The sequence below is a fragment of the Pseudomonas sp. SA233 genome, from assembly GCF_054792385.1.
Genome location: NZ_CP096449.1, coordinates 1,821,061 through 1,835,155, shown reverse-complemented (window position 1 = coordinate 1,835,155; position 14,095 = coordinate 1,821,061). Strand labels below are relative to the sequence as shown.

The following is a 14,095-nucleotide window of genomic DNA, read 5'->3' as shown; positions in this document are numbered from 1 at the left end:
ACCCATGCGTGCCATCCGTTGCCTGACCCTGCTGCTGGCGCTGTTCGCCCCGGCCGCCTTCGCCGAAGGCCTGTATCAGGTAGAAATGATCCTGGTGCGGCAGAACAGCGTGCCCGCCTTCACCAGCCCGTTTGCCCCCGAAGACTGGAGCGCTGGCGCTCCGCGCCTGGAGAAGGACGCCGAGCGTCGCCTGGCGCTGGAAGACGAAGCCACCCGCCTGGAAGCCACCGCCGACTACACCGTGCTGCTGCACAAGGCCTGGCAGCAGCAAGTGGGCAGCGAGCCCAGCCGCATCGCCTTGGGTGAAGGCGCCGAGCAGTTCGGCCACTTCCCCATCGAAGGCAACCTGAGCATCGCCGAGGGCCGTTTCATCGCGGTCGAGGCCAATTTCTGGGTCAACCAGCTGGACGGTAACGGCAGCGTGCTGCAAAGCGAGCAGTTCAAGCAGAGCAACAGCAACGTCAAGGGCGGCCAGCTGACCTTCCTCGATGGCGGGCACCTGGCGGTGCTGCTGAAGGTGACACCACCAGGTACGCCTAAAATGCCGGTAATGGACCCGGAGATAATGGAGCAGTGATGCAATGAGCCGTGACGCTCTCCAGTTGCTGCGCGAGTACCCGAACTGGACCCAGTCGTTCACCGGCCCGGTCCTGCAACGCGGCGAGCGTTACGCCCGGGAAGACCGGGTAGAGATCGAAAGCTGCATCGGCGCGCTCGTCGAAGCCAGCTGTCGTGGCAGCGAGGGCAGCCCTTATCGGCAGAGGATCACCCTCACCGCCCTGGCTGGCCGCTGTCATGTACGCGGCCAGTGCAGCTGCCCCGTGGGGCATAACTGCAAGCATTGCGCCGCCGCGCTGTTCGTCCTTAGCGAACAACAGGCAACGATAAAAAGTCATGGTGACGCATTACCGGCCGATCTGCAGCGCTGGCTGAAAGGTCTCGAACAGCCTGCGCAGGAGCCTGCCGAAACCCAAGACAAACGTGGGCGCATGGTTTGCTACCAACTCAGGCTGACCGACGAGCCCGGCTGCGCGCTGCGGGTACGCAAAGGCACTCGCGAAGACCAGGGCGTTCGCTATAGCCGTGTGCAGTCACTCTACGATTTCCTTTACGAACCCCCGCGCTTCGTCAAGGAAGACGATATCCGCATCTTGCGCCTGCTTTCGGCGCTCAATCAGGCCGGCAGCCAGGACCGCGGCTACCAGCTCAAAGGCCGGGAAGGCGGCGAACTGTTCCAGCGCGCGCTGGATACCGGCCGCATGCTCTTTGACGAAAACAAGCCCCTGCTGCGCGAGGGCCCTACGCTTGCGGCCGAGTTTCGCTGGGTGCGGCTGGACAATGGTCACTATCGGGGCATCTGGTACCACGGTGAAACGCCGCTGAACTGCGTGATTGCGCTGCTGCCACTTTACTATTTCGATTTCACCGGCAGCGTGGTGGGCAAGCTCGAGCACAGCCTCGATCCGCATATTGCCCTGCAACTGACCATCGCTCCTGACGTTCCGGAACACCTTGTCGTGCCCCTCAGCCACAAGCTCAACGCCTTGAACCACCAACTCCCTACGCCGACCACGCTGGACGAACAACTCATTGACGACCTGCAACCCAGGCCGTACCTGACCCTGGGCAGCCTCGAATTCAGCGCCTACATGCCCAAGACCGGCCGCATGCAACGGCAGATGCAACACCGTGCCGCGCTGGCATTCGACTACGACGGCCTGCGAACCAGCGGCAGCGACGACAAGCCGCTGACCCGCCTGGTCGGCGATACCTGCCAGCGCATCCGCCGCCAGCCCCAGGCCGAACAGGCGCTGCGCAAGGTGCTGCGCGACCTCGGTTTCAAGGCCGCCACCCGGCAGAGCAAGGCCCTGCCAGACAGTGCCGGCGAGATGCTCCAGTTGCCCGATGACGAAGCCTGGCTGCGCTTTGCCCGAGAAGGCCTGCCGCGCCTGCGCGAAGCAGGTTGGGACATCGACATCCACCGTGACTTCGCTTTCAACCTGCAGGAGGTGGATGACTGGTACGCCACCATCGACGAAGCGCCCGGCCATGAATGGTTCGACCTGGAGCTGGGCATCGTGGTCGATGGCCAGCGCCACAGCCTGCTGCCGATCGTGCTGCAGCTGCTGCGCAGCAACCCGGAACTGCTGCGCCCCAGCGAACTGGCCCGGCGCAGTGACGACGAGCACCTGCTGATCGACCTCAACCGTGGTCGCCTCGACGCCCCAGCCCTGCGCGTTGCCTTGCCCTATGGCCGTATCAAGGCAGTGATGGGCACCCTGGGCGAACTGTACCTGCACGAAGACGCCGCTGGCCCCTCCCTGCGCCTGGACCGTGCTGATGCCGCACGCCTGAATGAAATCGACAGCCTTCCTTTGCACTGGGAAGGTGGCGAGCATGTACGCGACCTGGGCCGACGCCTGCGCGATGCCCGTGACTTGCAGGTAGAACCGCCCACCGGGTTGCAGGCAAGCCTGCGCCCTTACCAGCAACAGGGCCTGAACTGGCTACAAGCGCTGCGCGAGATGGGCACCGGCGGCATCCTCGGCGACGACATGGGGCTGGGCAAGACACTGCAGGCCCTGGCACACCTGCTGCTGGAAAAACAGTCCGGCCGCCTGAGTGCTCCAGCCCTGGCGGTGATGCCGACCAGCCTGGTGCCCAACTGGCTGGACGAAGCCCAGCGCTTCGCCCCCGGGCTGCGCGTGCTGGCCCTGCAAGGCCCGGGGCGCAGCAAGCATTTCGCCAAATTGCACGAATACGACCTGGTCCTGACCACCTATGCCCTGGTGCCGCGCGACCTCGAGCACCTGCGCGCCCATGCCTGGCATGTGCTGGTGCTGGATGAGGCGCAGAACATCAAGAGCAGCACCAGCAAGGCCGCCCTCGCGGTTTGCGAGCTGCGGGCCAATCAGCGCGTCTGCCTGACCGGCACGCCAATGGAAAACAACCTGGGCGAGCTGTGGTCGATTTTCCACTTCCTCATGCCTGGCTGGCTGGGTGACCTGAAGCGCTTCAACCAGGACTACCGCACACCGATCGAGCGCCACGGCGACAGCGAGCGCATGGCCCACCTGGCCAGCCGCATCCGCCCGTTCCTGCTGCGCCGCACCAAGGAGCAAGTGGCCACCGAGCTGCCGGCCAAGACCGAGATGGTGCACTGGGTCGAGCTTAGCGATGCCCAGCGTGACACCTACGAGGCCGTGCGGGTGGCCATGGACAAGAAAGTCCGCGATGAAATCGCCCGCAATGGCGCCGCGCGCAGCCAGATCATCATCCTCGACGCCCTGCTCAAGCTGCGCCAGGTATGCTGCGACCTGCGCCTGGTCAAAGGGGTGGAAAGCAAAGGCAACCAGGCCGACAAGGGCAAACTGGGCGCGCTGCTGGAAATGCTCGAAGAGTTGTTGAGCGAAGGGCGCCGGGTGCTGTTGTTCTCGCAGTTCACCTCGATGCTGGCGTTGATCGAGCAGGAACTGGAGAAGCGCAAGATTCGCTACAGCCTGCTGACCGGCGACACCCGCGACCGGCGCACGCCGGTGCAGCAGTTCCAGCAGGGTGACAGCGAAGTGTTCCTGATCAGCCTCAAGGCGGGTGGCGTGGGCTTGAACCTGACAGCCGCGGACACGGTGATCCACTTCGACCCCTGGTGGAACCCGGCCAGCGAAAACCAGGCTACCGACCGCGCCTACCGCATTGGCCAGGACAAGCCTGTATTCGTGTTCAAGCTGATCACCCGGGGAACGGTGGAAGAAAAGATCCAGCTGTTGCAGCAGGAGAAGGCCGCGCTGGCGGCGAGCCTGCTGGATGGCGGGCAGGCGGGGCAATGGCGGCTGGGGGATGAAGAGATCGAAGCGCTGTTTGCGCCGCTGCCCGGGAAGCGCGGGCGGTAGCCCAGAATCCTTCGCTGCCTGTACCGGCCCCTTCGCAGGTAAAACCACTCCCACAGGGATATCAGTGCCCTCAAGGGCGGTGCCGTACCTGTGGGAGCGGGCATGCCCGCGAAGGGGCCGGCGCGGTCAATCGACCAACTGCGCCTCCCGCAACGCCCCCAACGCCTCCAGCCACCGTGGCTGCTGGCGATAGTCAGTGCGCGCAAAACTGAAGCCTCGCATCCGAGCAAGGCGCGGCGATGGCTTGACTTTCAAGCGCTGCGCAGCCAGCAGAGCGAGCTCTGCCGAAGCCCGGTCATTACATACCAGGGCCACGTCACATCCCGCACCGAAAGCAGCCTCGACGCGACCAGCAACATCTCCGACCACATGGGCACCGGCCATGGACAGATCATCACTGAAAATCACGCCATCGAAGCCAAGCTCCCCCCTGAGAATGTCCTGAAGCCAGCGCCTCGAAAAACCGGCGGGCTTACTATCGACCTGGGGATAGATCACATGTGCAGGCATCACTGCCGACAGCTGGCGTGCCAATCGGGTAAATGGCACCAGGTCCGTCTTGCGCAGTTCATCCAGGCTGCGATCATCTACGGGAATGGCCACATGCGAATCCGCCTCAGCCCAGCCATGCCCAGGAAAATGCTTGCCGCAGGCTGCCATGCCCGCTGCAGTCATGCCACGGATGAACGCCCCACCCAGCTGAGTGACACGCTGAGGATCACCATCGAAGGCACGCGCACCAATGACTGCACTGCGCCCATGATCCAGATCGAGCACTGGAGCAAAACTCAAATCCAGCCCGATCGCCAGCACCTCGGTTGCCATCAACCAGCCACAATGCCCGGCCAAACGCTCGGCATCATCGCTCTGGGCGATCTGCCGCATGGATGGCAACCTGACGAACCCTTCACGCAAGCGTTGCACCCGCCCACCTTCCTGATCGACCGCAATGATCAGGTCAGGGCGCAAAGCACGTACCGAAGCGCACAGCTCCCGCACCTGACGCGGGTGGGCAATATTACGAGCAAAGATGATCAAACCAGCTACTTCAGGCTGGAGCAATAACCGACGATCCTCAGGCGTCAGCCCCGTGCCTTCGATATCGACCATCAAGGCCCCCTGCATACAAACTGTCATTACAAAATCCTCTAATCGAATATCAGAAACCCATTACGGGCGAAGCGGAGAAATCTCCGCTTTGCCCGAGTCTCTGGAATGCGTGCTGCCTGGTACACCGGGGCACATTTCCCGGTGTACTCACGCAATACGCACATCGAAAACGCAGGATATTGTCTCGGACCGAGCAGGGTGGAGCCTCGTCAGTCGACCAGTTGAGCGTCCTTCAACGCGGACAATGCCTGCTGCCAACGAGGCTGCTGACGATAGTCAGTCCGCGCAAACCCTTGCCCGCGCATGCCTGCGATGCGTGGCGAAGGTTTTACCTTCATGCGTTGTGCCGCACTCAGTGCCAGCTCCGCAGCCGCCCGATCATTGCAAACCAGCCCCATATCACAACCGGCGCTCAGTGCTGCTTCGATGCGGCTCGCCGCATCCCCGACAACATGTGCGCCGGCCATCGACAAATCGTCACTGAAGATCACCCCGTCAAAACCCAGCTCGCCACGCAGGATGTCCTGCAACCAGCGCCGCGAGAAGCCAGCCGGCTGGTTGTCGACCTGCGGGTAGATGACATGCGCCGGCATCACTGCCGCCAATTGCCCGCTCAGGCGGGTGAACGGCACCAGGTCGGCCTGGCGCAGCTGTTCGAGGCTGCGCTCATCGGTCGGGATGGCCACATGCGAGTCCGCTTCGGCCCAGCCATGCCCCGGGAAGTGCTTGCCACAAGCCGCCATGCCCGCCGCATTCATGCCACGGATGAACGCCCCGGCCAGTTGCGTGGCACGCAGCGGGTCACCCTCGAAGGCGCGGCTGCCCACCACGGCGCTGCGCTGGTGGTCCAAGTCGAGTACCGGGGCAAAGCTGAGGTCCAGGCCAACCGACAGCACCTCGGTCGCCATCAACCAACCGCACTGCTCGGCCAGGTACTCGGCGTTGTCATTGTCGGCCAGCGCTCGCATGGCCGGCAGGCGCACAAAGCCCTGGCGCAGGCGCTGCACCCGGCCGCCCTCCTGGTCCACCGCCAGGATCAGGTCGGGCCGGATGGCACGGATCGACGCGCACAGTTCACGCACCTGGCGCGGGCTGTCGATGTTGCGGGCAAAAATGATCAGGCCAGCCACTTCAGGTTGGCGCAGCAGGTGACGGTCTTCGGCGGTCAGCCATTTACCGGCGATATCCACCATTAGGGAGCCTTGCAGGCTGACAGTCATGGGTAATCCTTCATTGAAGACTGAGAGAAGCCCACTGGGGGCAGGCGGCCTGCTCGATGCGCACCGGGCAATGAGCCGGCACCTGCTCGAACAGGCTTAGCAAATCGATGTTGCGCAGGCGTATGCATCCATGGGACAGCGCTACGCCCAAGGGTTCCGTATCCGGGGTGCCGTGCAGGTAGATATAACGGCGGAAGGTGTCGACCGCACCCAGGCGGTTGACACCCGGCTCGCAGCCACTAAGCCAGAGGATGCGGGTGAGGATCCAGTCCCGGCCGGGGTATTGCGCATGCAAGGCCGGCGACCACACCTCGCCGGTCCAGCGCCGCCCGGCCAATACCGCATTCAGCGGCAAGCCCGCGCCGATCTTCGCTCGCACCTGGTGCAAGCCACACGGCGTGCAACCCGAGCCGTTGCGCTCGCCGGCGCCGTTGCGCGCCGTTGAAACCGGCAGGCGTACGCGCAGCTGGCCATCGGCGAAACCATAAAGGCGCTGATCGGCGAGGGAAATGTGCAGGAAGTCGAGGTCGGGCATGGGCGCTAGCTTAGCCGAAGCGCCCTGCCCCGCCCAGCCTTCAGGCCTTGGCGGTGGTGGCGCCTGCGCTGGTCTTGGTGCGCGGGCGCAGCTGCGCGGCGGCCATGGCGTCGTCGGTTACACCGCTATCGGCACGCATGCCCGCAGCCAGGAACGGCACCATCAGGCGCATTACCTGCTCGATCGAGGTATTGATGCCGAAATCGGTTTCGGCAATCGCCCGCAGGGCCTTGATACCAGACATGCTGAAGGCGGCAGCACCAAGCATGAAGTGCACGCGCCAGAACAGCTCCAGCGGCGGAATGCGCGGCGCGGCCTCGTTGACCAGCAGCATGTAGCGGCGGAACACCTTGCCGTACATGTCTTCCAGGTAACGCCGCAGGTGGCCCTGGCTCTGGCTGAAGGCCAGGCCCAGCAGGCGCATGAAGATCGACAGGTCGTTGTTGCTGCGCGGCTGCACGGCCAAAGCCTGCTCGACCAGCATTTCCAGCAGCTCCTCGAGGCTCGGCTTGTGCTCAGGCTTGGCCTGGCGCCGCTCCAGCTCACGTTCGAGGCTGGCGCAGAACGGCCCGAGGAAACGCGAGAACACTGCCTGGATCAGGGCCTTCTTGGAACCGAAATGATAGTTGACTGCCGCCAGGTTGACCCCGGCCTTGCTGGTAATCAGCCGCAACGAGGTTTCTGCGAACCCCCTTTCCGCGAACAGCTGCTCGGCAGCATCGAGAATGCGTTCAACGGTTTCCGATTGGGCCATGACTACTCCGACTACTCCGCCAGACAAACAGGTGTTTGAAACATACGTTTCAGCCCTGCTTCTGTCAAGGCTCGGTGACCGGCCGGTCGCCATTTAAAAGCGCCAGGAGGGCGGCTGCAAGCGCCATTGCTGCTGTTTATTGCAGGTTTTGGCTTGCAGCGCATCCAGTACTGTATATAATCCCAGTCACTGTACAAAAAGACAGAGCGCTCACCATGTTGAAACTGACGCCACGCCAAGCCGAAATTCTCGCGTTCATCAAGCGTTGCCTGGAAGACAACGGCTTCCCGCCGACGCGCGCCGAGATTGCTCAGGAGCTGGGCTTCAAGTCGCCCAACGCCGCCGAGGAACACCTCAAGGCCCTCGCCCGCAAGGGCGCGATCGAGATGACCCCGGGCGCCTCCCGTGGTATTCGCATCCCCGGCCTGGAAGCCAAGGCCGAAGAAAGCGGCCTGCCAATCATCGGCCGGGTTGCCGCCGGCGCGCCGATCCTTGCCGAACAGCACATCGAGCAATCCTGCAACATCAACCCCGACTTCTTCCACCCCCAGGCCGACTATCTGCTGCGCGTACACGGCATGAGCATGAAGGACGTCGGCATCTTCGATGGCGACCTGCTGGCGGTACACACCTGCCGCGAAGCCCGCAATGGCCAGATCGTCGTGGCCCGCATCGGCGACGAAGTCACCGTCAAGCGCTTCAAGCGCGAAGGCAGCAAGGTGTGGCTGCTTGCCGAAAACCCCGAATTCGCCCCCATCGAAGTCGACCTGAAAGAACAGGAGCTGGTGATCGAGGGCTTGAGCGTCGGCGTCATTCGCCGCTGATCCAGGAGGCGTCATGCAGCAGTTCATTCACGTACCCGAGCAAGCTCAGTTGCCATTGTTCGAAGCATTCCTCGCCCAGCCCGTACTGCCTGGCCTGAAAACCAGCGAAGTGGCGCGCAAGAGCAGCCAGCCCGAGCTGTTCAGCGAACTGTCGCTGCGCGGAGCCCCCGGGCATTGCCAAAGCCTGCTGGCACCCGTGCTGCGCGAACTGAGCGAAGAGGACGAGACCCGCTGGCTGACCCTGATCGCCCCGCCGTCAAGCCTGACCCAGGCCTGGCTGCGCGATGCCGGGCTCAACCGTGAACGCATCCTGCTGCTGCAACCTCGTGGCAATCAAAGCCCGCTTCAACTGGCCTGCGAAGCCTTGCGTCTGGGCCGCAGCCACACCGTCGTCAGCTGGCTGGGCAATGTCAACGCCACTGCGCGCCAGCAATTGCTGCGCGCTGCCAGTGCCGGAAACGCACAAAGCCTGAACATCCGCCTCGGCTGATGTTCAGGCTTTGCCTGTCACTGCATGAAACCTGATGCCCTGCTGCACGTCAGTGCAGCACTCGCGGCCCTTCATCACGCTCAAGCTCGCCATCCATCAGGCGACCGGCCATCTGTACGCCCACGCTGAGCATGGCCTTGGCCACTTCCACATGCTGACCCTGCAGGAACGCCTTGGCGTCTTCCGAGAAATCCAGGGTTACCAGAGAGCCCTCATCCTCGGCGCGACGCAGTTCGATGCGGCCATCAGGCAACTCGACAATTTCCAGAAACGACGTAGACATAAATGGCAGTTCTCCGCGAAAGGCCAGCATTGTACCAGCCGTAGCAGCTATCAGCACTCACTCAACGCGTCACGGAAACGTCTCACCAGGCCTTTGAGGTCGCTGCGCCAGCTTTCCAGTTCGGCATGCGACAGCGCCGGATGCTCGGGCTCATCGAGATTGACCGCCTGGATCAATGGCTGGGTAACGTCGGTTTTCGGCGTTTTTTTCGCGACCGGTGGTCGGAACAAATCGGCATAAGCACCAAGCATTTGTGCCAGCCAGGTTTCGCGCTGGCGGGCCAGCTCCAACAGCTCGGCCACTTCCGGGATGGCGATACCGTTCAGGGCGTCGTCAGCCAGTGCTTGCTCGACAGTTGCAACAACTGGCAGGCGGTAGAAGCCACCAATTTCATGACACAGGCCCAGCAGTGCGCCGTAGAGATGGAACAGCGCCGACTCGCGCTCGGCCTGGACCAGGCCCTGGGCATTCATGGCCTGGCTTTGTTCGGCCTTGGCCATGGACTCCAGGGCGAGGCCGGCAAAGAACAGTTTCTGATTGGTGCGGGTGTAGAGTTCCTGGGCCATTTCAGTGACCTCCCTAAGGCTGCAAGGCGGATAGCTGCATCATAAATGATTGGGGCCGCTTTGCGCCCCTTCGCGGGCTTGCCCGCTCCCACAGAATTGCATCAAGCCCAAGGCTTGCGCTGTACCTGTAGGAGCGGGCAAGCCCGCGAAGGGGCGCGAAGCGGCCCCAATTACAGCACTGACAGATCAGCGCTTGTCTTCAACCTTCCACGCATTGCCGTCGTAAAACGCCTTCCAGCCGGTCGGCTTGCCATCAACCTCGGACTGCACATACTGCTCCTTGGTCTTGCGGCTGTAGCGAATCACCGCCGGACGGCCTTCCGGGTCTTTCTGCGGCGCATCGCACAGGAAGTGGTACTTCGGATCGATCTCATGCTTGTGCGGCACGATCTCCAGCACCAGCGGTGCGCGGGTTTCGCGGTTCTTGGGGAACTGGCTGGCTGCCAGGAACAGCCCCGAAGCGCCATCACGCAGCACGTAGGTATCGTCGACCTTCTCGCACTTGAGCTCCGGCATGTCCACCTTGTCCATCTTCGGTGGCGCCGCCTCGCCGCTCTTGAGCAGTTTGCGAGTGTTCTTGCACGCCGGGTTGGTGCAACCGAAGAACTTGCCGAAGCGGCCAGTCTTCAACTGCATCTCGCTGCCACACTTGTCGCACTCCAGGCTCGGCCCTTCGTAACCCTTGATGCGGTAGTTGCCTTCCTCGATCTCGTAGCCAGCGCAATCCGGGTTGTTACCGCAGATGTGCAGCTTGTGCTTCTCGTCCAGCAGGTAGGCATCCATCGCCGTGGCGCAGATCGGGCAGCGGTGCTTGCCCAGCAACACGCGGGATTCCGATTCGCCCTCGTCGTCGGCGGCAATCTCGTCGCCCGGCACCAGGTTGACGGTGGCCTTGCAGCGCTCTTTCGGCGGCAGGCTGTAGCCCGAGCAACCGAGGAACACGCCGGTGGAGGCGGTGCGGATCATCATCGGCCGGCCACATTCCTTGCAAGGAATATTGGTCATGGTCGGTTGGTTGGCGCGCATGCCGTCTTCGCTGGACTCGGCGGTCTGCAGTTTCTTGCTGAAATCGCCATAGAACTCGTCGAGCACGTTCTTCCAGTCACGCTCGCCCTGGGCCACGTCGTCGAGGTTCTCTTCCATGTCGGCGGTAAAGCCGTAGTCCATCAGGTTGGAGAAGCTTTCGGACAGGCGCTCGGTGACGATGTCGCCCATCTTCTCGGAATAGAAGCGGCGGTTGTGCAGAGTCACATAGCCACGGTCCTGAATGGTCGAAATGATCGCCGCATAGGTCGACGGGCGACCGATGCCGCGCTTTTCCATTTCCTTGACCAGGCTAGCTTCGGTGAAGCGCGCCGGTGGCTTGGTGAAGTGCTGGCTCGGGTCGATCTGGATCAGCTTCAGCGCTTCGCCCTGGACCATTTCCGGCAACACGTCGTCTTCGCCAGGCTTGCTCTGTTGCGGCAGCACACGGGTGTAACCGTCGAACTTGAGGATACGGCCCTTGGCACGCAACTCGAAGTCGCCTGCAGCCACGGTGACGCTGGTGGACAGGTACTGCGCCGGCGGCATCTGGCAGGCCAGGAACTGGCGCCAGATCAGCTCATACAGGCGCTCGGCGTCACGCTCCATGCCACTGAGCTTGCTCGGGTGGGTGTTCACGTCGGAAGGACGAATCGCTTCGTGCGCCTCCTGGGCGCCTTCCTTGCTGCCGTACACCAGCGGTGCCTCGGGCAGGTACTGCTTGCCGAACTCGCGCTCGATGTAGCTGCGCGCCATATCCAGGGCGTCGGCCGACAGGTTGGTCGAGTCGGTACGCATGTAGGTGATGTAGCCGGCTTCGTACAAGCGCTGGGCCATCATCATGGTTTTCTTCACACCGAAGCCCAGGCGGTTGCTGGCGGCCTGCTGCAAGGTGGACGTAATGAACGGTGCCGACGGCTTGCTGCTGGTCGGGCGGTCTTCGCGCTTGACCACGCTGTAGCTGGAAGCCTTGAGCTTCTCCAGCGCGGCCATGGCCTGGGCTTCGTTCAGCGGTTTGAAGGCCTCACCCTTCTCGCGGGCCACTTCGAAACGCACCTTGGCGTTCTTGGCGGTGCCGAGGTCGGCGTGGATTTCCCAGTACTCTTCCGGGATGAACGCGCGGATTTCACGCTCGCGCTCCACCACCAGCTTCACCGCCACCGACTGTACACGGCCGGCGGACAGGCCACGGGCGATCTTGGCCCACAGCAGCGGCGAAACCATGTAGCCGACCACGCGGTCGAGGAAACGCCGCGCCTGCTGCGCGTTGACCCGGTCGATATCCAGCTCGCCCGGCTGCGAGAAGGCTTCCTGGATGGCCTTCTTGGTGATTTCGTTGAACACCACGCGCTTGTAGCGGGTGTCGTCGCCGCCGATGGCCTCGCGCAGGTGCCAGGCAATGGCTTCCCCTTCGCGGTCCAAGTCGGTTGCGAGATAGATGGTGTCGGCGTCCTTCGCCAGGCGGCGCAGCTCTTCGATCACCTTTTCCTTGCCAGGCAGGATCTCGTACTTGGCCTTCCAGCCGTGGTCGGGGTCGACGCCCATGCGTGCCACCAGCTGGCGGCGGGCCTTTTCCTTCGGCGACAGGGCCGGAGCCTCACCCGCGGCCTTGCCACGCTTGGCGGCTGGCTCTTTGCTGGCGCTGGCCGAACCGCTGGTGGGGAGGTCTCGGATATGGCCGATACTCGACTTCACCACGTACTGGTTGCCCAGGTACTTGTTGATGGTCTTGGCCTTGGCCGGGGATTCCACAATGACCAGCGATTTGCCCATGGATCGGAGTATTCCTGAATCTGAAGATGAAAAACGCGTCAGGTGCCAGACGCGGCACCGCTATATATAGTGGCAAAAGTGTGAGGTCAAGTTCGGACTATCACTCGTGCGACTTGCCCAGCAACCCGGGCAGCCCCTCTTCGGCCTTGACCAAAGCAAAGCGTGGCACCTGCTCGCCGTCAACCTCGACGGACTCCTGGAACATCGAAAGTGGCCGTACCCAGAAGCTGTAATCACCATACAGGCATTGGTAGAACACCATCCACTCTTCGCTCTCGGAGTGCCGCGCAACACTGAAGACACGGTACTCAGGCCCTTTGTAATGCCGGTATACGCCTGGTTGTATCTGCATGTTGCCCACCCTCTTGAATAAAACCTGTAAAAAACAAAACCGGGGCACAAGGCCCCGGTCGCTGTCCCGCTACGCGATCAGACGCGTTCGAAGACAGTGGTGATACCTTGGCCGAGGCCGACACACATGGTCGCCACCCCCAGGGTACCGCCATTCTGCTTCATGACATTGAGCAGGGTGCCGGAAATCCGCGCCCCGGAGCAACCAAACGGGTGGCCCAAGGCAATGGCGCCGCCGTGCAGGTTAACCTTCTCATCCATCTTGTCGAGTACTTTCAAGTCTTTGAGCACTGGCAGGGCCTGTGCAGCGAAGGCTTCGTTGAGCTCGATGAAGTCGATGTCGGCCATGGTCAGGCCAGCACGCTTGAGGGCTTTCTGGGTCGACGGCACCGGGCCGTAGCCCATGATTGCCGGGTCGACACCAGCTACCGCCATGGAACGGATGACCGCCAATGGCTGGATACCCAGGTCCATGGCGCGCTGGCCGGACATGACGATCATGCACGATGCACCGTCGGTGATCTGCGACGAGGTACCGGCAGTGACGGTACCGCCTTTCGGGTTGAACGCCGGCTTCAGCGATGCCAGGCCTTCGAGGGTGGTTTCCGGGCGAATGGTTTCGTCGAAATCGAACACCTTCAGGAAGCCGTTCTCGTCGTAGCCCTGCATCGGGATGATTTCATCCTTGAACTTGCCTTCTACCGTGGCCTTGTGGGCCAGCTGGTGCGAACGCAGGCCGAACAGGTCCTGCTGCTCACGGGTGATGCCGTGCATCTTGCCGAGCATTTCCGCGGTCAGGCCCATCATCCCGGAAGCCTTGGCAGCATGCAAGGACAGGTGCGGGTTGGGGTCGACGCCATGCATCATGCTGACGTGGCCCATGTGTTCCACGCCACCGACCACGAATACATCACCGTTGCCGGTCATGATCGCCTGGGCGGCGGTGTGCAGCGCGCTCATCGACGAGCCGCACAGGCGGCTGACGGTCTGCGCCGCGGAGGTGTGCGGGATCTGGGTCATCAGCGAGGCCATGCGGGCGATGTTCCAGCCCTGCTCGAGGGTCTGGTTGACGCAGCCCCAGATCACGTCCTCGACTTCTTTCGGGTCGACCTTGTCGTTGCGTTCCAACAGCTTGCTGATCAGGTGCGCCGACATGTCTTCGGCGCGGGTATTGCGGTGCATGCCACCCTTGGAGCGGCCCATCGGCGTGCGACCGAAGTCGACAATCACCACGTCTCTTGGATTCAGGCTCATATCAAATCTCTCGCTCTAGCTC

The 14,095-nt window shown here is 62.7% G+C and carries 13 protein-coding genes; 4 read left to right on the top strand and 9 right to left on the bottom strand.

From position 1 onward, the window contains the following. Positions 1 to 4 precede the first annotated feature (4 nt). Positions 5 to 577, top strand: a complete 573-nt coding sequence (locus M1D87_RS08500) for a CsiV family protein (protein WP_123085233.1) — start codon at positions 5 to 7, stop codon at positions 575 to 577. 4 nt (positions 578 to 581) lie between these two features. Next, positions 582 to 3,890 carry a DEAD/DEAH box helicase gene (locus M1D87_RS08495; RefSeq protein WP_421091711.1) on the top strand — a complete coding sequence of 1,103 codons (3,309 nt, stop codon included), beginning with the start codon at positions 582 to 584 and terminating at the stop codon, positions 3,888 to 3,890. 126 nt (positions 3,891 to 4,016) lie between these two features. On the opposite strand, the gene nagZ (M1D87_RS08490) is transcribed toward M1D87_RS08495, so the two are convergent. From nagZ (M1D87_RS08490) to M1D87_RS08475, 4 genes are all read right to left on the bottom strand, one after another. Then, the gene (gene nagZ / locus M1D87_RS08490) at positions 4,017 to 5,015 is read right to left on the bottom strand and encodes a beta-N-acetylhexosaminidase (protein WP_183596690.1); all 999 of its coding nucleotides are present in this window, start codon (positions 5,013 to 5,015) and stop codon (positions 4,017 to 4,019) included. Between the two features lie 194 nt (positions 5,016 to 5,209). After that, complete coding sequence (gene nagZ / locus M1D87_RS08485) at positions 5,210 to 6,208, bottom strand: beta-N-acetylhexosaminidase (RefSeq protein ID WP_183596693.1); 999 nt, start codon at positions 6,206 to 6,208, stop codon at positions 5,210 to 5,212. Between the two features lie 22 nt (positions 6,209 to 6,230). Further along, entirely contained in the window at positions 6,231 to 6,755 is a 525-nt protein-coding gene (locus tag M1D87_RS08480) for a L,D-transpeptidase (RefSeq protein ID WP_013971719.1), read from the bottom strand. A 40-nt stretch (positions 6,756 to 6,795) separates the two neighbouring features. Beyond that, entirely contained in the window at positions 6,796 to 7,509 is a 714-nt protein-coding gene (locus M1D87_RS08475; RefSeq protein ID WP_013971718.1) for a TetR/AcrR family transcriptional regulator, read from the bottom strand. A 215-nt stretch (positions 7,510 to 7,724) separates the two neighbouring features. Between M1D87_RS08475 and lexA the strand changes: the two genes are divergently transcribed. Next, positions 7,725 to 8,333, top strand: coding sequence for a transcriptional repressor LexA (gene lexA, locus M1D87_RS08470; protein WP_004376420.1), 609 nt, complete (start codon positions 7,725 to 7,727; stop codon positions 8,331 to 8,333). Between the two features lie 13 nt (positions 8,334 to 8,346). Further along, positions 8,347 to 8,823: an SOS-induced cell division inhibitor SulA gene (gene sulA, locus M1D87_RS08465; RefSeq protein WP_061551569.1), complete on the top strand. Its 477-nt coding sequence runs from the start codon at positions 8,347 to 8,349 to the stop codon at positions 8,821 to 8,823. 49 nt (positions 8,824 to 8,872) lie between these two features. Here sulA and M1D87_RS08460 read toward each other — a convergent pair whose 3' ends face one another. From M1D87_RS08460 to fadA, 5 genes are all read right to left on the bottom strand, one after another. Then, positions 8,873 to 9,106: a hypothetical protein gene (locus M1D87_RS08460; RefSeq protein WP_004376430.1), complete on the bottom strand. Its 234-nt coding sequence runs from the start codon at positions 9,104 to 9,106 to the stop codon at positions 8,873 to 8,875. Between the two features lie 50 nt (positions 9,107 to 9,156). After that, positions 9,157 to 9,672: a DUF6586 family protein gene (locus M1D87_RS08455; RefSeq protein WP_004376432.1), complete on the bottom strand. Its 516-nt coding sequence runs from the start codon at positions 9,670 to 9,672 to the stop codon at positions 9,157 to 9,159. Positions 9,673 to 9,858: 186 nt separating this feature from the next. Continuing rightward, entirely contained in the window at positions 9,859 to 12,468 is a 2,610-nt protein-coding gene (gene topA, locus M1D87_RS08450) for a type I DNA topoisomerase (RefSeq protein ID WP_015269531.1), read from the bottom strand. 100 nt (positions 12,469 to 12,568) lie between these two features. Continuing rightward, entirely contained in the window at positions 12,569 to 12,820 is a 252-nt protein-coding gene (locus M1D87_RS08445) for a DUF1653 domain-containing protein (RefSeq protein WP_023661154.1), read from the bottom strand. A gap of 77 nt (positions 12,821 to 12,897) precedes the next feature. Further along, entirely contained in the window at positions 12,898 to 14,073 is a 1,176-nt protein-coding gene (fadA, locus tag M1D87_RS08440; protein ID WP_013971712.1) for an acetyl-CoA C-acyltransferase FadA, read from the bottom strand. Positions 14,074 to 14,095 lie beyond the last annotated feature (22 nt).

Excerpts from the sequence above, each read along its gene's own strand:
- M1D87_RS08500 (WP_123085233.1), top strand. The coding sequence starts at position 5 with ATGCGTGCCATCCGTTGCCTGACCCTGCTGCTGGCGCTGTTCGCCCCG.
- M1D87_RS08495 (WP_421091711.1), top strand. The coding sequence starts at position 582 with ATGAGCCGTGACGCTCTCCAGTTGCTGCGCGAGTACCCGAACTGGACC.
- nagZ (WP_183596690.1), bottom strand. The coding sequence starts at position 5,015 with ATGCAGGGGGCCTTGATGGTCGATATCGAAGGCACGGGGCTGACGCCT.
- M1D87_RS08480 (WP_013971719.1), bottom strand. The coding sequence starts at position 6,755 with ATGCCCGACCTCGACTTCCTGCACATTTCCCTCGCCGATCAGCGCCTT.
- M1D87_RS08475 (WP_013971718.1), bottom strand. The coding sequence starts at position 7,509 with ATGGCCCAATCGGAAACCGTTGAACGCATTCTCGATGCTGCCGAGCAG.
- lexA (WP_004376420.1), top strand. The coding sequence starts at position 7,725 with ATGTTGAAACTGACGCCACGCCAAGCCGAAATTCTCGCGTTCATCAAG.
- sulA (WP_061551569.1), top strand. The coding sequence starts at position 8,347 with ATGCAGCAGTTCATTCACGTACCCGAGCAAGCTCAGTTGCCATTGTTC.
- M1D87_RS08460 (WP_004376430.1), bottom strand. The coding sequence starts at position 9,106 with ATGTCTACGTCGTTTCTGGAAATTGTCGAGTTGCCTGATGGCCGCATC.
- M1D87_RS08455 (WP_004376432.1), bottom strand. The coding sequence starts at position 9,672 with ATGGCCCAGGAACTCTACACCCGCACCAATCAGAAACTGTTCTTTGCC.
- topA (WP_015269531.1), bottom strand. The coding sequence starts at position 12,468 with ATGGGCAAATCGCTGGTCATTGTGGAATCCCCGGCCAAGGCCAAGACC.
- M1D87_RS08445 (WP_023661154.1), bottom strand. The coding sequence starts at position 12,820 with ATGCAGATACAACCAGGCGTATACCGGCATTACAAAGGGCCTGAGTAC.
- fadA (WP_013971712.1), bottom strand. The coding sequence starts at position 14,073 with ATGAGCCTGAATCCAAGAGACGTGGTGATTGTCGACTTCGGTCGCACG.